At 65.4% G+C, this 15,949-nt stretch carries 20 protein-coding genes; 16 read left to right on the top strand and 4 right to left on the bottom strand.

Annotation, left to right across the window (positions count from 1 at the left end):
• A complete protein-coding gene (locus tag IRZ56_RS09360; RefSeq protein ID WP_196144702.1) occupies positions 1 to 303 on the bottom strand; it encodes a helix-turn-helix domain-containing protein in 303 nt (100 codons plus the stop codon).
• A 294-nt stretch (positions 304 to 597) separates the two neighbouring features.
• Here IRZ56_RS09360 and IRZ56_RS09355 point away from each other — a divergent pair, with 294 nt between their 5' ends.
• The 9 genes from IRZ56_RS09355 (at position 598) to IRZ56_RS09315 (ending at position 7,926) form a co-directional block, all read left to right on the top strand.
• Positions 598 to 837, top strand: a complete 240-nt coding sequence (locus IRZ56_RS09355; protein ID WP_196144701.1) for a DUF2958 domain-containing protein — start codon at positions 598 to 600, stop codon at positions 835 to 837.
• A gap of 342 nt (positions 838 to 1,179) precedes the next feature.
• A complete protein-coding gene (locus IRZ56_RS09350) occupies positions 1,180 to 1,953 on the top strand; it encodes a DUF7011 domain-containing protein (protein ID WP_196144700.1) in 774 nt (257 codons plus the stop codon).
• An 83-nt stretch (positions 1,954 to 2,036) separates the two neighbouring features.
• A complete protein-coding gene (locus tag IRZ56_RS09345) occupies positions 2,037 to 2,318 on the top strand; it encodes a helix-turn-helix transcriptional regulator (RefSeq protein WP_196144699.1) in 282 nt (93 codons plus the stop codon).
• 26 nt (positions 2,319 to 2,344) lie between these two features.
• Positions 2,345 to 3,187, top strand: a complete 843-nt coding sequence (locus tag IRZ56_RS09340; RefSeq protein WP_196144698.1) for a replication initiator protein A — start codon at positions 2,345 to 2,347, stop codon at positions 3,185 to 3,187.
• A 265-nt stretch (positions 3,188 to 3,452) separates the two neighbouring features.
• Complete coding sequence (parA, locus tag IRZ56_RS09335) at positions 3,453 to 4,091, top strand: ParA family partition ATPase (RefSeq protein WP_196144697.1); 639 nt, start codon at positions 3,453 to 3,455, stop codon at positions 4,089 to 4,091.
• The gene (locus IRZ56_RS09330; RefSeq protein ID WP_004883063.1) at positions 4,088 to 4,363 is read left to right on the top strand and encodes a hypothetical protein; all 276 of its coding nucleotides are present in this window, start codon (positions 4,088 to 4,090) and stop codon (positions 4,361 to 4,363) included. The genes parA and IRZ56_RS09330 overlap by 4 nt, the downstream gene beginning before the upstream one ends.
• Positions 4,360 to 4,905 carry a DUF2840 domain-containing protein gene (locus IRZ56_RS09325; protein ID WP_196144696.1) on the top strand — a complete coding sequence of 182 codons (546 nt, stop codon included), beginning with the start codon at positions 4,360 to 4,362 and terminating at the stop codon, positions 4,903 to 4,905. Before IRZ56_RS09330 ends, IRZ56_RS09325 begins: the two co-directional genes overlap by 4 nt.
• Complete coding sequence (locus IRZ56_RS09320) at positions 4,902 to 5,501, top strand: S26 family signal peptidase (RefSeq protein ID WP_196144695.1); 600 nt, start codon at positions 4,902 to 4,904, stop codon at positions 5,499 to 5,501. The genes IRZ56_RS09325 and IRZ56_RS09320 overlap by 4 nt, the downstream gene beginning before the upstream one ends.
• A gap of 448 nt (positions 5,502 to 5,949) precedes the next feature.
• Positions 5,950 to 7,926 carry a relaxase/mobilization nuclease domain-containing protein gene (locus IRZ56_RS09315; RefSeq protein ID WP_196144694.1) on the top strand — a complete coding sequence of 659 codons (1,977 nt, stop codon included), beginning with the start codon at positions 5,950 to 5,952 and terminating at the stop codon, positions 7,924 to 7,926.
• 130 nt (positions 7,927 to 8,056) lie between these two features.
• Here the strand turns inward: IRZ56_RS09315 and IRZ56_RS09310 are convergent, their stop codons facing one another.
• The 3 genes from IRZ56_RS09310 to IRZ56_RS09300 all read right to left on the bottom strand — a co-directional run bounded on the left by IRZ56_RS09310 (position 8,057) and on the right by IRZ56_RS09300 (position 10,178).
• On the bottom strand, positions 8,057 to 9,253 hold the full coding sequence (locus tag IRZ56_RS09310; RefSeq protein ID WP_196144693.1) for an FAD-dependent oxidoreductase: 1,197 nt from the start codon (positions 9,251 to 9,253) through the stop codon (positions 8,057 to 8,059).
• Positions 9,254 to 9,321: 68 nt separating this feature from the next.
• Complete coding sequence (locus tag IRZ56_RS09305) at positions 9,322 to 9,690, bottom strand: antibiotic biosynthesis monooxygenase family protein (protein WP_196144692.1); 369 nt, start codon at positions 9,688 to 9,690, stop codon at positions 9,322 to 9,324.
• 41 nt (positions 9,691 to 9,731) lie between these two features.
• Complete coding sequence (locus tag IRZ56_RS09300) at positions 9,732 to 10,178, bottom strand: MarR family winged helix-turn-helix transcriptional regulator (RefSeq protein ID WP_196144691.1); 447 nt, start codon at positions 10,176 to 10,178, stop codon at positions 9,732 to 9,734.
• A gap of 123 nt (positions 10,179 to 10,301) precedes the next feature.
• Between IRZ56_RS09300 and IRZ56_RS09295 the strand changes: the two genes are divergently transcribed.
• The 7 genes from IRZ56_RS09295 to IRZ56_RS09265 all read left to right on the top strand — a co-directional run bounded on the left by IRZ56_RS09295 (position 10,302) and on the right by IRZ56_RS09265 (position 15,947).
• Positions 10,302 to 11,246 (top strand): LysR family transcriptional regulator, encoded by a 945-nt coding sequence (locus tag IRZ56_RS09295; RefSeq protein WP_196144690.1) that lies wholly within the window; start codon positions 10,302 to 10,304, stop codon positions 11,244 to 11,246.
• A complete protein-coding gene (locus tag IRZ56_RS09290) occupies positions 11,243 to 11,521 on the top strand; it encodes an EexN family lipoprotein (protein WP_196144689.1) in 279 nt (92 codons plus the stop codon). The genes IRZ56_RS09295 and IRZ56_RS09290 overlap by 4 nt, the downstream gene beginning before the upstream one ends.
• Before the next feature lie 236 nt (positions 11,522 to 11,757).
• On the top strand, positions 11,758 to 13,761 hold the full coding sequence (locus IRZ56_RS09285) for a conjugal transfer protein TraG (protein WP_196144688.1): 2,004 nt from the start codon (positions 11,758 to 11,760) through the stop codon (positions 13,759 to 13,761).
• On the top strand, positions 13,758 to 14,222 hold the full coding sequence (locus IRZ56_RS09280) for a CopG family transcriptional regulator (protein ID WP_196144687.1): 465 nt from the start codon (positions 13,758 to 13,760) through the stop codon (positions 14,220 to 14,222). The genes IRZ56_RS09285 and IRZ56_RS09280 overlap by 4 nt, the downstream gene beginning before the upstream one ends.
• Positions 14,219 to 15,289, top strand: a complete 1,071-nt coding sequence (gene trbB / locus IRZ56_RS09275; RefSeq protein ID WP_196144686.1) for a P-type conjugative transfer ATPase TrbB — start codon at positions 14,219 to 14,221, stop codon at positions 15,287 to 15,289. Before IRZ56_RS09280 ends, trbB begins: the two co-directional genes overlap by 4 nt.
• Positions 15,286 to 15,678 carry a TrbC/VirB2 family protein gene (locus IRZ56_RS09270; RefSeq protein ID WP_033995939.1) on the top strand — a complete coding sequence of 131 codons (393 nt, stop codon included), beginning with the start codon at positions 15,286 to 15,288 and terminating at the stop codon, positions 15,676 to 15,678. The genes trbB and IRZ56_RS09270 overlap by 4 nt, the downstream gene beginning before the upstream one ends.
• Positions 15,675 to 15,947: a VirB3 family type IV secretion system protein gene (locus tag IRZ56_RS09265; protein ID WP_023121625.1), complete on the top strand. Its 273-nt coding sequence runs from the start codon at positions 15,675 to 15,677 to the stop codon at positions 15,945 to 15,947. The genes IRZ56_RS09270 and IRZ56_RS09265 overlap by 4 nt, the downstream gene beginning before the upstream one ends.
• Positions 15,948 to 15,949 lie beyond the last annotated feature (2 nt).

Genomic DNA, 15,949 nt, shown 5'->3' with positions numbered 1-15,949 from the left:
TTATTGCCTATCGGTATTCTGGATTGATGCGTGGATCGAGTGCAGCTCGTGTTCCACCTGCGCCAGCAATTTCTCGATCTTGTGCTGCTCGCCGCCAGCATAGGCCAGCGTCAGCAACGTGAGGGGATGCACGTCCATGACCTCGCACAGCTCGGCTACCTTGTTCAAGGTCGGGCTTTTCAGGCTGCGCTCCAGCGAACTCATGTAGGTGCGGCTCGACACGTCGGAGAACGCTTCCTGGCTCAAGCCACGCGCTTTCCTGACCGTCTTCAACGCTGCCGCAAATGAGTTTTTCGCTGTCATCCAGTGGTTTCCCCAAAACCCAAGATGACAGCCCATTGCGCCCTATAGGGCTACAATCTATAGTGTTCATTTGATGATCAGGACATGCGCTTTCGTGCTTCTACTGAAATCCGCATGTGTGGATTGTGCCAAATCCAGGGAACCGTATTCGTGTCATTGATGGCTTCCACAATGTCGCTTCCACGCCTTCGTGCTTCCGCACGAAAGCACGTTGCCGGATCGGCGGATTCGCGCTTTCGCGCACAAGCGCATCCGTGCATCACCGGCTTTGTGTAGTTGCAGGAGGAAGCGCCCATGAAGCCGCCTCTCGTCACCGACGCCCAGCGCGCGCAACTGCTCGCCAACGGCCGCGCACGCGCCGCCGGGCAGGCCCTCGACCCTCTGCCGGACCTCGGCACCGTGCGGCTGTCCGAGCTGGGCGCGATCCTTGGGCCACAGGCACGGCCCATCGAGCGCGACCTGTATTTCGTCGCCCTGCGCACGCTCTCGGAATACACGCGCCTAGCACACATCAACGGCTCGGTCATCGACTGAGCGGGCCCCGGCGCAGCGCCGCCAAGCCCGGCGCATTGTGGCTATTTCGGTCTGAGTTCAGACCGACAGCGCATCAATCCGCACTATTGCGCGGGCACCGCGCAGGCCAGACCCAAACAGTCCTGATCGCCGGCGCGGCTTCCGGCAAGGTGTGTTGTGCAGCGCACCATCCGGTGTGCGCGCAAGCCGTCGCATTCGGACGATCCACGCAATGCCCAGGAGCCAATCGGTCTTGACCACCGCCAGTTTATCGAATAGCCCGTGACGATTCGCCGATGACGCCGTAGCTCCCACTCTGATGCCCGTGGCGACGAGCCCTGCTGTCCGACAGGAGGCCGCGTCATGGCAGAGCCCGCCGATCACTGGCACCCCAGTGCCGCCTACCTCTACGTCCTGCATTTGGACGGCCCCGCGCTGGCCTGGGAGTACCTGCGCCGCCACCCGGACTACCGGCGCGACTGGCTGCGCCGTCGCCGCCATCCCGAGGCCGCGCGGCACTGGGGCCTGCGTCTGCTCGAAGACCCGGCCCTGGACGCGCGCGACGCGCACCCGGCCTGGTTCCCCGACCACGACAGCGTGGTGCAGCTCCACCCCGACGACGATCCACCGCCCGACGCCGTGACCTTCGACCTCTGGCGCATCCCCGGCCGCAAGCAACTGCTGCACGACGGCCGGCGGCTGGTGCTGCTCACCCGCTGGCCGGGCAGCCATGTGCGCCTGGCGCTCGCATCCGGCCTGGCGCACGGCATGGCCCACAGCTACGCCGTGCGCGCCGCTGCGCAGCCGCAGCCGCGCCATCGCGCCCTGGCCGGGGCACTGGACACGCTGGCCAACGCCGCCGCGCCGGTGGTGGCCCGGCCACGCCCGGCGGCCACCGCGCTGCTGGAGCTGCACACCCTGCAAGCGCTGGACGGCACCCTGGCGGGCGCGTCCCTGCGGCTGGTGGCCGATGTGCTGTTCAGCGCCGAAGACTGGCACGCCGACGGCGCGCTGCGCGCCCGCGTGCGTCGCCTGGTGCGGCGCGGGCAACGGCTGATGCGTGGCGGCTACCGCCGCCTGGCACAGCTTCCCGAACCTGAACAGGGACGTTTTGCCGACCACGCACAACGTCCCTGAGCAGGACGCCTTGCTTTCCTGAGACTGCCTCCATCCGGTCGCGCTGTCGCGGCTGGCGACCCTGACCGATGGAGGTTCACGCAATGAGACCGGCTCCCTTGCGGCCACAGGCCGCACCCGCTACCGCGCAGCAGCCCGCGCGCTACCTGACCAACGACGAAGCCGCCGAGTACCTGCGCCTGTCGCCGCGCACGCTGGAGAAACAGCGTGTGATCGGCGGCGGCCCGCGCTTTCGCAAGTTCGGCCGCCGCGTCATGTACGCGGTATCCGACCTCGACGCCTGGGCCGACCAGCGTCGCTACGAGGCGACTTCCGACCCGGAATATGCCGAACGCCACGCGGGCGATTACCGTGATGGCCGCTGATCGCTGGCGCGTGGGTGGCCGTCGCCATGTCCAGCCCGCCAGGGCAAGCCTTGCAGCGCGAACAGCTCGACCTGTTCCGCGCGCTGCCGGGCGACATGGCACCCCGCGACAGCCAGGACTTGATGGCTTTTCCGTTCTTCTCGCTGGCGAAGTCGCGGCGTACCGCGCCGATCGACTTCTGCGCCGGCGGCATCACCATCCGCGTGGAGGGTACGCAGGAGCACGGCATCGCAACGATATGGGATGCCGACCTGCTGATTTGGGCCGCCTCGCAGATCGTGGAGGCGCGCGACGCGGGCTTGCGCCCGTCGCGCTGGATACGCGCCACTCCCTACGAGATCCTGCGCTTCATCGGGCGCGGCACGTCTCTCAACGACTACCTGCGCCTGAAAGCCGCGCTCGACCGGCTGCAATCGACCACGGTGGCCACGTCCATCCGCGAAACCACGGGAAGGCGATTGCATCGCTTCTCGTGGATCAACGAGTGGAAGGAACTGGCCGATGCCAGCGGCGTGCCGCTGGGCATCGAACTGATCCTGCCGGACTGGTTCTATGCGGGCGTGCTCGATGCCGCCCTGGTGCTGACCATCGACCCAGCCTATTTCCGCTTGAAGGGCGGGATCGAACGCTGGCTGTACCGCCTGGTGCGCAAGCACGGCGGCAAGCAGCCGGGCGGCTGGCAATTCGACTTCCGGCACCTGCACCGCAAGTCGGGGAGCGCTGCGCGCTTCTCCGACTTCGCTTACGACCTGCGCGTCCTAGTGGCGCGGCAGTCGCTGCCCGGCTACGTCCTGGGCATCGAGCGAATGCCGGACGACGGAATGGAGCTGCTGACGTTCCGGCCCGTGCTGCACACGGCACGGGGATAACTCGGGGAAAAGGTGTGGACGGCCTCGTGCTATCAGGAGTACCGGGTATCGTGCTATCGGGAGTACGCCTATCGTGCTATCAGGAGTACGAAAACGCCGGAAAGCCAATAACGGCGCGGGTTTGCGGCCCCTCTAACTTCCCTAACAAGAAATACATAACTTTTAGTAGAAGCGCGCCGTTTCGGTGGACAACCGAGAAACGGCACGGCGAACAGCGTTTTGCACGGCAGGCAAAGCCCGGCTTTCCAGCAGGGAGGGCCGCGCCATGATCCTCGCTCTGCTCAACCAGAAAGGCGGTGTCGGCAAGACGACGCTCGCCACGCACATCGCGGGCGAACTGGCGATGCGCGGCCAGCATGTTGTCCTGCTCGATGCCGACCCGCAGGGTTCATCCCTGGACTGGACGCAGCGCCGGAGCCAGCAAGGCTTGTCACGGCTGTTCAGTGCCGTGGGCCTCGCCCGCGAAACGCTGCATCAGGAAGCGCCCGAACTGGCACGCCGCGCCGATCACGTCGTCATCGACGGCCCGCCGCGCATCGCCGCCCTGGCGCGCTCCGCGCTGCTGGCGGCCGAGCGCGTGCTGATCCCGGTACAGCCCAGCCCCTACGACCTGTGGGCCAGCTCGGAAATGGTTTCGCTGATCCGCGAGGCGCAGGTGTTCCGGCCGCTGCTCCGCGCGGCCTTCGTCATCAACCGGCGCGTCAGCACCACCATCATCGGGCGCGAGGCGCGGCAATCGCTCGCCGAACAGCCGCTGCCCGCGCTGCGCTCGGAGGTGCATCAGCGCATCGTCTTCGCCGACAGCGTGGCCGCTGGCCGGCTCGCACGCGAGACAGCGCCCGACAGTGCCGCCGCCCGCGAAATCACCGCCCTGGTGGACGAACTGCTGCGGTGGCCGACATGACAGCGCAGCAGCCACCCAACAGCAAACGCACGGGCAAGCGCGTCGGCATCGGCGCACGTCCGCCCGCGAATCCACATGCCGAGGCGTGGATTCGCCAGGGCGATGCCGACGCGCTGGGCAAAGGCGACCTCTACACGGCCCGCCTCACACTCGACATTACGCCCGCCATGCGGGCGCGCATCAAGGTGTCGGCCTTCACGCAAGGCGTGACCGTGGCCGACCTGCTGCGCGGCCTGCTGGAGCGGGAGTTTCCGCCGGAGAACACACCATGAACGCATCCGCTTTGCCTGCCGCGAACGCGGCACCGGCTGCGCCGCTGCCTGCGCTTTCGGCACTCGCCGGACAGGCCGGCAATGTGCCGCTCACGCGCGTTTCGCTGGCCTACCTCGAACATCGCTTCAAGCTCTACCTGCGCTTCGGCGAACCGGCGCGCACGCTTCAGCTCGACCGCTGGCGGCGCTCCGCGGTGTTCCTGCCGGACGCGATGCTCTGCCGAATCCGCTGGCAGGCCAACGATTACGGCACCGTGCGCTGGCAGCTCATGGTGATGCAGACCGCCACGCCGCTCGATGCCGTGCAGCGCATCCCCGGCGTGCAGCCGGGCGCGCGCCTGCTGCTGCACACCGAAGGCGATGCCAACGTGCGCGCCGTGCTGGAGCGCATCGACGGCATCGAGGCGCTGGGCATCGCCGTCATCGACGTGTCGCCCGCGTACTGGCGCACGCTGGGCAACCGTCTTGCGGCTCGCCTTGCGCTGCCCGAATACACCGCCGAGCGGCATACCGCCTGGCTGGCCGGGAAGGTGCTGCCATGACGGCCCCGACCACCACGGCCAATGCGCCCGCAGTGCCGCCGCGTCCTCACTCACGCCTGCGCGCTCGCATCGTGCTGGCGACACTAACCGCCATCAGCTTCGCTGCGCTGGCCTGGGCGGCTTTCGTGTCGCCGCTGCCGCGTCTGACCTACAACCCGTCCGACAGCGTGGCAGTCGGCTGGTATCGCATCGACCCGCTCGACCCGCGCCCTGCCTCGCTGCCACGTCCGTTGTCCGTGGACAGCATCGTGCTGGTGCCGCTTCCGGCTACGGCCGCCGCGCTCGCTGCGCAGCGCGGCTACCTGCCGACGCGCGTTCCGCTGCTCAAACGTGTGGGCGCGGTCGCGCCGCAACACGTCTGCATCGTCGCCGGTCAGGTACGCATCGACGGCGTGCCTTCGGCCGCCGCGCTGCCTGCCGATCGGCTGGGCCGGGCGCTGCCGTCCTTGCAGCTTTGCCGCCGCCTTGAACCGGGCGAACTGTTCCTGTTGAGCGTGACGAATCCGGCATCGTTCGACAGTCGGTATTTCGGCCCGGTCAGCGCATCCTCCGTGATCGGCGTTGCGCATCCGGTGTGGCTGGAGACACACCCATGATGGCCGCCGATTCGCTGCACGTTGCCGTGCATCTCATCGTGCCATCGGGCGTGTTGTTCCGCTGGCTGCTGCCGTGTCGTCGCGCCTGCCGTGCTGGAGCATTCGCACCGCACGTCTCGCTGCCTTCGGCGCAGCCGTCCAACGTGCAGACGTCTTGCCTCGAACGCGCCCGGCCTGCGGTCATCGCCGCATTCGCCGGCGCGCTGGCTGCACACGCAGCAGCGCCGCCGGGCCGCCGGTGCCTGGAGCGACAGCGGAAGGCAAAGGCGGAAGGCAAGACAAAAGGACGCGGCACCGGGCCGCGTCGAAAGCCCGTCTGCACGTGGGGTTGGCGCGGCACGCAGCGGCTTCGCCGCCGTGCCGCGTATGGCGCGAGGCCCGCGCCAATGCAGGCATGTCCGCGTGCTTCGCACGACAGGACACGCCAGAGCTTGCAGGGAGCGCAGCCATGAGCGACCGCCGCGACGACGATTTCCGAGTGCGCCCCAGCGCCCCGAAGAACCGGGGCAAGGGCCAGGGGCAGAGCTTCGTATCCAAGGTGCTCAAGCAGACCGGCAAGGCCAGCGGCGGCAAGTCCTCGGTACGCCGTCCTGGCGCGACGGGTGGCACCGGCCAGCGACCCGGCTCACGCCTGGGGCGCGGCCATACGGCGGCGCGCTTCGCGGGCGCGAAGCTGACGCCCATGTCGCGGCGCGCGACCATCAAGACGCTGCTGGTGAATCACCAGCGGGCCAGCCCGCAATCGCTCGCCAAGCACCTGCGCTACATCGAGCGCGACGGCGTGGGCCGTGACGGCGAGCCGGGCCAAGCCTACGGGCCGCAGACCGACGACGCCGACCTCGACGCCTTCAAGGAACGCTGCGCCGACGACCGGCACCATTTCCGCTTCATCCTCTCGCCCGAGGATGGCGCGGAGCTGGAAGACCTGCGCACCTACACGCGACACCTCATGGGCCGCATGGAAGCCGACCTGGGCACGGGCCTCGATTGGGTGGCCGTGAACCACTGGAACACAGACAACCCGCACACGCACATCGTCGTGCGCGGGCGCGACGACACCGGCAAAGACCTCATCATCGCGGGCGACTACATCGCCGATGGCTTCCGCCACCGCGCCGCCGAGCTGGCGACCGAATGGCTGGGGCCACGCACCGAGCTGGAGATCCAGCAGACCTTGCAGCGCGAGGTGGAGCAAGAGCGGTGGACGAACCTGGATCGCACCTTGAAGCGCGAGGCCGGCGACGACGGCCTGGTGCATGTCGGACGGTTCAACGAACCCCGCTTGCAGCGCCAACGCCTGCTGCTGATCGGCCGCCTGCAACGCTTGCAGCGCCTGGGCCTGGCCGACGAGACGCAGCCCGGCACCTGGGCCGTCCATGCCGATGCGGAGAAGACCCTGCGCGCCCTAGGCGAGCGCGGCGACATCATCCGCACCATGCAGCGGGCAATGAGTGGGAAGTCGCGCGAGCTGGCGGTGTTCGAGCCGGGAGACGATGGCCGAACCATCCTCGGGCGCGTTGCCGCGAAGGGACTGGCCGACGAGCTGCGCGACCGGGGCTATCTGGTCATCGACGGCGTGGACGGCAAGGCACACTACGTCGCGCTCAACGCCCGCGACGAACTGGCGAACTATCCGACCGGGGCCGTGGTGGAGGTGAAGGGATCAGCCGACGTGCGCGCGGCCGACAGGAACATCGCCGCGCTGGCGAGCGATGGCCTGTACCGCACCGATCATCACTTTGCCGTGGCGCAGGGCCAGGCCGTGCCGGGCCGCGACCCGCAGGAGGTCGTGGCCGCCCACGTCCGCAGGCTGGAAGCCCTGCGCCGGGCTGACATCGTGGAGCGCGTGGCCGAAGGGCTATGGAAGGTGCCTGACGACCTGCCCGAGCAGGGCCGCCGCTACGACGCGCAGCGCCTGGGCGGCGTGACGGTGGAACTGAAATCGCACTTGCCCATAGAGCGGCAAGCCCGCGTCATCGGGGCAACCTGGCTCGACCAGCAGTTGATCGGCGGCGGCTCGGGCTTGGGCGACCTGGGCTTTGGTGGCGAGGCCAAGCAGGCGATGCAGCAGCGTGCCGACTTTCTGGCCGAACAGGGGCTGGCCGAGCGACGCGGGCAGCGCGTGATCCTGGCGCGCAACCTGCTGGGCACGCTGCGCAACCGGGAACTGACCCAGGCCGCGAAGGACATTGCCGCCGATACCGGCCTGGAGCATCGGCCTGTGGCCGATGGGCAGCGCGTGACCGGTATCTACCGGCGCAGCGTCATGCTCGCCAGCGGGCGCTACGCGATGCTGGACGACGGCATGGGGTTCAGTCTGGTGCCGTGGAAGCCGGTGATCGAGCAGCGACTAGGACGGCAGCTCGCCGCGACGGTGCGCGGCGGTGGAGTGTCATGGGAGCCCGGCAAAACACTCGGCCTATAGTGCGCTCGCTATATGCGCTTTCCAGTTCATTGCAACGGTTGCTAGTCGCTGAGATACCTCGACACATACTGTGGTACTGCATCGCAAACACTAACGGAAAATTCATTTGTTCTCTTGGCATCACTCTTGACTAGCCGACCAGCTCAAAAATCTGTCGTGCATCGAGCCCTAGTTTGGCGGCCGACTTGTAGATCAACAACTGCTTTGCCAATCGAGCCGCGCCATCCGGTGCGATACAGATATCGAGATTGCGCGAACTTTCCCCGGCGGCAGCCTTTGCACGAACAAACAGTTTTGCGTTGTACTTTTTGATTGCTAAAGATGGTTCGCGGGTAGCCAACAGTTCCTCAGCAAACTCGGCCGCGTCCAGCATGGCGAGGTTGGCGCCTTCGCTGGCGAACGGTGACATGAGATGCGCTGCGTCGCCAAGCAGCGTCACACTTGGCTGGTCGTCCCACGTCAACCCAATAGGTAGCATATTGATCGGTCGTGGAATAAAGCTGTCATCGCATGCGCATATCATTTCAGTGAATTCCGGTTCCCAGTCGGAAAACAGGTCAAGCAGAGCTTCCCGTGCTTCCGCCGGACGATCGAATGGGATACCGCACGTCGAAAGCCAATCTTCGGGTACGCGGAAGGCGGCGTAGACGCGAATTCGCCCATCCCCATTAGCTTGCGCCAACAGTCCCTTGTTGTCGGAAAGCGCCAATAGGCTGCCTTTGCCAACGATATTGGCGATGCCGCGATGGTTCTGTTTGGCATCAGGAATGCTGATTTCGATAAAGCTGACGCCTGTATAAAACGGCTTGGCGTCTGATATTAGCGGACGCACGCGCGACCAAGCACCGTCAGCGCCAACCAGCACGCCGGCCTTGATGCATGCACCGTTCTCAAAGTGCAGCACATGGCATCCCCGCTCAACGGGTTCGATGTTGATCAGCTCGTGACCCCAAAGGATGCAGCCAGGTTCGAGCGAGTCGATCAGCAGGTCGCGCAACGCGCCACGATCAACCTCCGGCCGGTCGAAGTTGGCCGAGTCGCCGGTCTCGTCCCAATGGAAATGTCCTACCTTATCGACAATGCGAAGTCCTTGGCCTTCTGGCCGCGCAACGGCCTGAAACTCGGCTTCTAGCCCGGCGTCCCTGAGCGCACGCTGTCCAGATTCGGCATGCATGTCGAGCGTACCGCCCTGGCTGCAAGCATCGCGCGAAGCATCACGCTCGAAGATGACGGCTTCCAGGCCGTGCTTTTGTAGGATGCGTGCAAGCGTGAGCCCTCCCAGGCCGGCACCGATGATGGCGATGCGATGGAATTCTGGTTCAGTCATAAGGACTTTCTTTGTGCGACGGCGTCAGTCACTCCGGCAAAGTAGCTCCTTGGCATCGTAATTTCCCTTCAGGCGGTGCAGATGCCAGTCACGGCGACCTTTTGGAATAGGTGCGGCGTGGCGACGGCGGACGAGGGATAGGTCGAGAGCTTGGCAATGAACTCGGGATGAGTGAACGCCGCGCGGAATGCCGCTGTGGACTCCCACACCGCATAGTTCATGTAGGTCGGGCTATCGCCGATGGCGCGATGAAGCTGGGCCGCAATGAAGCCCGGTTGGCGCTTCATGAACTCAGCATCGTTCTTCCATGCAGTCAGAAACGCAGTCTCATCGGCCGCATCCATTGTGAACACGTTGACCAGAACTACAGGCCCGGTCTCCACATCAAGCTGCTGCTGGATAGGGAACTTGTCATCCAAGGGCTTCAAGAGAGACATACAAAACTCCTTTCGGTTATTGGACTAGGACGCGACCATATTTATGGTTCGCCGGCATGAACCTGCGACATCACCGAAAGCACCCTAATCGCTGCATCCAGATCGGACACGGTGAACTGGGATGCCATCTGCCGCACATGCTTGTGCCAGCGGTCTACCAAGGCGTCGTAGGCGGTTTGCCCCTTGGTAGTCAGGGCATACAACGGTGATCGCTTGTGCGTCGGATTGGGTAGAGCCTCGACAAGACCCTCATCCACTAGCAGGTTGATCTGCTTGAGAACGCCTTGCCGCGTCACACCCATCGCTGCGGCGATCTGCGGGATGTTTGGAGGGTGTGGCGCGAGAGAGATAGCGCCAAGCACCTGCCAGCGCGCACTGGTCAATCCGTGTGGCTGGGAGAAGTGATTGCCCCACTCAAGGAGCTGGCCGTTCAACCTGAAAACGGACAACGCGATGGCGGTCAACTTGTTTGCTCTGTTTGGACTCATGCTAAACCTCACGATTGACAACTAGTTTACTTAATGGGAAACTAGTTGTCAATATAGTTTGATCCAGGTGGCATCGAGCCAATACAGACTTCCTCCCTCAATAGAAGCAAGGACAGCAGGACTATGGAGATTCGACACCTTCGTTGCTTCCTTGCGGTTGCCGAAGAACTCCATTTCGCCCGCGCAGCGGAGAAACTTCACATCGAGCAGTCACCGCTCTCACGGGCTATCAAAGAGTTGGAAGAAGAGCTCGGCGTAGTGCTGTTCGATCGCACGACGCGCAGCACGCGGCTGACCCGTGCGGGCAAGCTGTTTTTGGAGCATGTGCGCCGCGTGTTCGCAGTTCTACAACAAGCACGCGACAGCGTGAAGGCCGCGGCCAATGGCTTTCATGGTCAGTTGCGCGTTGCCTTGTCGGACGGCATCACACCATCACGCTTGCCGACCTTGCTTGCGCTTTGCCGCCAGGAGGAGCCGGAGGTCGAAATTCGCTTCTCCGAAGTGCCACTGACGCAGCAGATAAAAGGGCTGCACGATGACCTGTACGACGTGGGCTTTGCTCTGTCCGACGAGGTAGGGGACGGTATCGTTGCCATGCCTGCTTGGAGCGACCCGCTCATGGTGGCGGTGCCGGCGCGACATACGTTGCTTTCCAAAAAGCGCATATCCCTGGAAGAACTGCTGAGCTATCCCCTGGTGTTGTGCGACGCGCAAGTCTGCGAGGGCCACGCCAGACACGTGGAGCGCGTCTTACGCCGCGTGGATGTGGAGCCATTGGTCGCCGAGCGCGTAGCTTCCTGCGACCTCATGATGGTGTTGGTGTCGGCTGGGTATGCACTCGGCCTGGCAGGCGCTTCGCATATTGCCGCCAGCCGGGAATCGGGAGTGGTAGCCCGCCCGCTTGCATCGCGCGTTCCGCCGCTAACTACCTACTTGTTGCGCCTTGATCGCAATCCATCTGATGAACTGAGGCGGTTTATCGAACGAGTGCAAGCCATCGACTCACCTGAAACCTCTAGACCCATGCGGGGCCGCAACTCTGATCAGCCGGAGGAACCTACGCCATGAAGAAAATCATCAAACTCTTTCTTGCGTCCCTCTTGACCGCCTGCGGCCCGTCCGAAGCGCCACAGAAACCCGCCGATTCCGCAGCCAATATCCCCACGGTGGAAGAACTTGCGGCCAACCCCGAACGGCTCAAGGAGCTGCGGCAGCAGTGCAAGACAGACCGTGCCAAGCTGGGGGATGTGTTGTGCAACCGGGTCGCCGAGGCCACGCGCAAGCGGTTCTATGGCGATGGCGAAACCCCGTACACGCCGCCGAAAGAAGCACCCAAACTCTGATTGTTGGCGGTTCGCCGCATCTCTTTCATTTTTCTGCTCGACACGCCGCAACGCGCCCGAGCTTGCGGCGTTTTTCTTTGCCTCGCCACCGCGCTAATTCTTTCTTTTTGCTCGATCTTTCTGCTTAAAACGGTCTTTGACCGGCACTGACCCGGCACCGATCCTGACGCCTGCGGCACGTCTTTGTGCCGCTCTTTCCATGAGGAATCAGCGCAGGAGAAATCGGGGGTCAGGTCATGCAAGGGACGAACGTGCTGTTCGGTCAGATCGCCGTGGTGTTCGGCATCGTGATCGCCGGAGTGTGGGGTGCCACGCAATGGACAGCAGCAGCTCTTGGCTATCAAGTACGCCTTGGCTCGCCCTGGTTCGATCTTCTTGGCACGCCGATCTATCACCCGTGGAAGCTGTTTGAGTGGTGGTTTTCTTACGGCGCCTATACCCCGGAAATCTTCGACACCGGCGGAGCCATCGCTGGCAGCAGTGGCATGGTCGCTGTGGCTGTCGCCATTGCCATGTCGGTCTGGCGCTCGCGGCAGGCACGCCTTGTCACGACCTACGGATCGGCCCGCTGGGCGAACGCGCAGGACATTTGCAAGGCGGGCCTCACGCAGCCAGAGGGCGTGTTCCTCGGCCAGCACGACCGCCAGTACCTGCGCCATGAAGGGCCAGAGCACGTCCTGACCTTCGCGCCTACGCGCAGCGGTAAGGGCGTCGGCCTGGTGGTGCCCACCCTGTTGAGCTGGCCGGCTTCTGCCGTCATCCACGACATCAAGGGCGAGAACTGGCAGATCACCGCCGGCTGGCGCAGCCGTTTCAGCCACTGCCTGCTGTTCAACCCGACCGATGCGAAGTCGGCGGCCTACAACCCGCTGCTGGAGGTGCGGCGCGGCGCGCATGAAGTGCGCGACGTGCAGAACATCGCGGACATTCTTGTCGATCCCGAAGGCGTGCTGGAGAAGCGCAACCATTGGGAGAAGACCAGTCACGCCTTGCTGGTCGGAGCGATCCTGCATGTGCTCTACGCGGGCGAAGACAAGACGCTGCGCGGCGTCGCCAACTTCCTCAGCGACCCGGCCAGCCCGTTCGAGCTGACCTTGCATCGAATGATGACCACGCCGCACCTCGTTGATGGCCCGCATCCCGTGGTGGCGTCCGCTGCGCGTGAAGTCCTCAACAAGAGCGATAACGAACGCTCCGGCGTGCTTTCCACGGCCATGAGCTTCCTTGGCCTGTACCGCGACCCCACGGTGGCCGAAGTCACTTCGCGCTGCGATTGGCGCATCGCCGACTTCATATCCGCCAAGCACCCCGTATCACTGTACCTGGTGGTGCCGCCTTCGGACATATCGCGCACCAAGCCGCTCATCCGCCTGATCCTCAACCAGATCGGGCGACGCCTCACCGAATCGCTGGACGGCAGCGACGGCATCGAACGTAGACACAAGCTGCTGCTGATGCTCGACGAGTTCCCGGCCCTGGGCCGGCTCGACTTCTTCGAGACAGCCTTGGCCTTCATGGCGGGCTACGGCATCCGCAGCTTCCTCATCGCGCAGTCGCTCAACCAGATCGACAAAGCCTACGGTCAGAACCATTCGATTCTGGACAACTGCCATGTGCGCGTGACGTTCGCCACCAACGACGAGCGCACCGCCAAGCGCATTTCCGAGACGCTGGGCACCGCGACCGAGCTGCGCGCACAGCGCAACTACGCGGGCCACCGGCTCGCGCCGTGGCTGGGCCACCTCATGGTGTCGCGCCAGGAGACGGCCCGCCCGCTGCTGACGCCGGGCGAAGTCATGCAGCTTCCGCCCGACGAGGCGGTGGTGATGGTGTCCAGCGTGGCACCGATCAAAGCCACGAAGCTGCGTTACTACGCCGACGCCAATTTCAAGCGGCGAGTGCTGCCGCCGCCCGCACTGGCAGATGGGCAGTACGCCGACGCGCCGCCGCTGCGCCCCGACGACTGGAGCGGCTTGGCAATCCCTGCCGTGCCCGCTGCGCCTGCGGCCGATGCAGCCGAAGGCTTCGGGGCTTTGGCCGACGACGGCGGCCCACGCCGTCAGCCTGAACTCTCCGAAACCGTCGCCTACGACCCCGAACTGGCCGCGCCCGCAGCCGACCTCGCGCTGCTCGATGACGACGACGACCTGCCGCTTCCCCTTCCTCGCCAGCTTGATCCAGCCATGCAACGCACGGCCCGGCTGGCATCGCTGAACCCCAACGACGGAATCGAGCTATGAGCCAGTACCGCCTGAACCTCTTTATCCAGCCCGAACACGCCCAGCGGCTCGATGAACTGGCCGCCAAGAAAGGCGTGTCCAAATCCAGCATCGTCGCCGCCGCCTTGGCGTCCTGGCTGTCGCCGGACGCGGCCGACCAGCGCGAGGCAGCCATCGCCAAGCGACTGGATCGGCTGTCGCGCCAGGCCGAGCGCATGCAGCGTGATCAGAACATCGCCATCGAAACGCTGGCGCTGTTCATCCGCTACTACCTGACCGTCAGCACGCCGGTTCCCGAAGCGCACCAAGACGCGGCCCGCGCCCAGGGCAAGGCGCGATTCGAGCAGTTCACCGAGCAGCTTGGCCGCCACCTGATGCGCGGACGCAGCCTGGTGCGCGACGTGGTGGAGGAACTGCACCCCGACCCGGTGCGGATGGAGGACGCGGCGGCAGCCGCCCAGGCTCGGGAGCGTGCCTCATGAGCGCCGTTCCGCAACTCCCGCCCGAGCCACGCTCATCCGCTGCGGCCTCGCTCGACCGGCGCATCCAGATGCTGCGCACGGCAATGGGGCCGCTTATCGCCACCGCGCTCGAAGACCCCGACGTGGTGGAAATCATGCTCAACCCGGATCGCACCCTTTGGGTGGATCGCCTGTCGTCGGGCCGCGCGCCGATGGGCGTGGAAATGCCCGAGGCCGATGGCGAGCGAATCATCCGCCTGGTCGCGGCCCACGTCGGCGCGGAAGTCCATCGCGGCCAGCCGCTGCTGTCCGCCGAGCTGCCCGAGACGGGCGAACGCTTCGAGGGCATCCTGCCGCCCGCCGCGCCGGGGCCGGCCTTCGCGCTGCGCAAGCGCGCCATCGGCGTGATCCCGCTGGAGCGGTATGTCGTGGACGCAATGATGACCGCCGCCCAGGCGGGCTTTCTGGTGCGCGCCGTGCGCGAGCGCCAGAACGTCCTGATCGCCGGGGCCACCAGCAGCGGCAAGACCACGCTCGCCAATGCCTTGCTCGCCGAAATCGCCGCCACGGGCGACCGCGTTCTGATGCTCGAAGACACGGTGGAGCTGCAATGCGCGGCCCGCGACCACGTTCCGCTGCGCACGCGCGCGGGCGTGGTGTCCATGACCGAGTTGGTGCGCTCGTCCATGCGCCTGCGGCCCGATCGCGTGGTGGTCGGCGAGGTGCGCGGCGCCGAGGCGCTGGATCTCATCAAGGTGTGGGGTACCGGCCACCCCGGCGGCATCGCCACGATCCACGCCGGTTCCGCGCTGGGCGCGCTGCTGCGCATGGAGCAACTGATTCTCGAAGTGGCGGTGAACCCGCCTCGTGCGTTGATCGCCGAGGCGGTCAACGTGGTGATCCACATTGCCGGTCGCGGGCGCAAGCGCCGCATCGAGAGCATCGCCCGCGTCGTCGGCTTCGACGGCGTGGGCTACCAACTGGCGGACGCGCTGGAAACGCCGTTTCCCGAACTGCCGCTATTTCCCGAGGCCGCACCCGCTGCGGCGATTTCCCCGTCCCCTGACCAACTTGGAGAACTGCCATGACGCAGATGATCGTTCCTGCTTTCCGTGTTTCTGCAAATCCGGCTTTGCGCCTTCCCATGCGGTCGCGGCTACGCAGCCTGGCCCGCCCTGCGGCGCAAGGGCTGATGCTGGCCGCGCTGCTGCTGTTCCTGGCCGGAACCGCGCAGGCCGCCGGTTCCTCGATGCCGTGGGAAGGCCCGCTGCAATCCATCCTCGAATCCATCCAGGGGCCGGTGGCGCGCATCGTGGCCGTCATCATCATCATCGCCACGGGCCTCGCGCTGGCCTTCGGCGACACGTCGGGCGGCTTCCGAAAGCTAATCCAGATCGTGTTCGGCTTGTCCATCGCGTTCGCGGCTTCGAGTTTCTTCCTGTCGTTCTTCAGCTTCTCCGGCGGGGCTGTTGTATGAGCGCGCCGGATAGCTTCGCGGCCGGGTTCGAGGTGCCTTTGCACCGCTCGCTGACCGAGCCGATCTTGCTGGGCGGCGCACCGCGCACCGTGGCGATTGCCAACGGCACGCTGGCCGCCGCCGTCGGGCTGGGCCTGCAACTGTGGATTCCGGGCGTCGTGCTCTGGATCGTCGGCCATTCGCTGGCGGTATGGGGTGCGCGCGTCGATCCGCAGTTCATGGCCGTGTTCGCCCGGCACATCAAACACCGCCCGTTGCTGGACGTGTGAGG

Origin of the sequence: Pseudomonas guariconensis, from assembly GCF_015680235.1 — a bacterium.
GTDB classification, from domain to species: Bacteria; Pseudomonadota; Gammaproteobacteria; order Pseudomonadales; family Pseudomonadaceae; genus Aquipseudomonas; species Aquipseudomonas guariconensis_A.
The sequence above is the reverse complement of the archived record's forward strand: the minus strand, read 5'-3'. Positions and strand labels throughout refer to the sequence as shown.

Bases quoted from the DNA above. Each gene is read 5' to 3' on its own strand.
- IRZ56_RS09360 (WP_196144702.1), bottom strand. From the start codon at position 303: ATGACAGCGAAAAACTCATTTGCGGCAGCGTTGAAGACGGTCAGGAAA.
- IRZ56_RS09355 (WP_196144701.1), top strand. From the start codon at position 598: ATGAAGCCGCCTCTCGTCACCGACGCCCAGCGCGCGCAACTGCTCGCC.
- IRZ56_RS09350 (WP_196144700.1), top strand. From the start codon at position 1,180: ATGGCAGAGCCCGCCGATCACTGGCACCCCAGTGCCGCCTACCTCTAC.
- IRZ56_RS09345 (WP_196144699.1), top strand. From the start codon at position 2,037: ATGAGACCGGCTCCCTTGCGGCCACAGGCCGCACCCGCTACCGCGCAG.
- IRZ56_RS09340 (WP_196144698.1), top strand. From the start codon at position 2,345: ATGTCCAGCCCGCCAGGGCAAGCCTTGCAGCGCGAACAGCTCGACCTG.
- parA (WP_196144697.1), top strand. From the start codon at position 3,453: ATGATCCTCGCTCTGCTCAACCAGAAAGGCGGTGTCGGCAAGACGACG.
- IRZ56_RS09330 (WP_004883063.1), top strand. From the start codon at position 4,088: ATGACAGCGCAGCAGCCACCCAACAGCAAACGCACGGGCAAGCGCGTC.
- IRZ56_RS09325 (WP_196144696.1), top strand. From the start codon at position 4,360: ATGAACGCATCCGCTTTGCCTGCCGCGAACGCGGCACCGGCTGCGCCG.
- IRZ56_RS09320 (WP_196144695.1), top strand. From the start codon at position 4,902: ATGACGGCCCCGACCACCACGGCCAATGCGCCCGCAGTGCCGCCGCGT.
- IRZ56_RS09315 (WP_196144694.1), top strand. From the start codon at position 5,950: ATGAGCGACCGCCGCGACGACGATTTCCGAGTGCGCCCCAGCGCCCCG.
- IRZ56_RS09310 (WP_196144693.1), bottom strand. From the start codon at position 9,253: ATGACTGAACCAGAATTCCATCGCATCGCCATCATCGGTGCCGGCCTG.
- IRZ56_RS09305 (WP_196144692.1), bottom strand. From the start codon at position 9,690: ATGTCTCTCTTGAAGCCCTTGGATGACAAGTTCCCTATCCAGCAGCAG.
- IRZ56_RS09300 (WP_196144691.1), bottom strand. From the start codon at position 10,178: ATGAGTCCAAACAGAGCAAACAAGTTGACCGCCATCGCGTTGTCCGTT.
- IRZ56_RS09295 (WP_196144690.1), top strand. From the start codon at position 10,302: ATGGAGATTCGACACCTTCGTTGCTTCCTTGCGGTTGCCGAAGAACTC.
- IRZ56_RS09290 (WP_196144689.1), top strand. From the start codon at position 11,243: ATGAAGAAAATCATCAAACTCTTTCTTGCGTCCCTCTTGACCGCCTGC.
- IRZ56_RS09285 (WP_196144688.1), top strand. From the start codon at position 11,758: ATGCAAGGGACGAACGTGCTGTTCGGTCAGATCGCCGTGGTGTTCGGC.
- IRZ56_RS09280 (WP_196144687.1), top strand. From the start codon at position 13,758: ATGAGCCAGTACCGCCTGAACCTCTTTATCCAGCCCGAACACGCCCAG.
- trbB (WP_196144686.1), top strand. From the start codon at position 14,219: ATGAGCGCCGTTCCGCAACTCCCGCCCGAGCCACGCTCATCCGCTGCG.
- IRZ56_RS09270 (WP_033995939.1), top strand. From the start codon at position 15,286: ATGACGCAGATGATCGTTCCTGCTTTCCGTGTTTCTGCAAATCCGGCT.
- IRZ56_RS09265 (WP_023121625.1), top strand. From the start codon at position 15,675: ATGAGCGCGCCGGATAGCTTCGCGGCCGGGTTCGAGGTGCCTTTGCAC.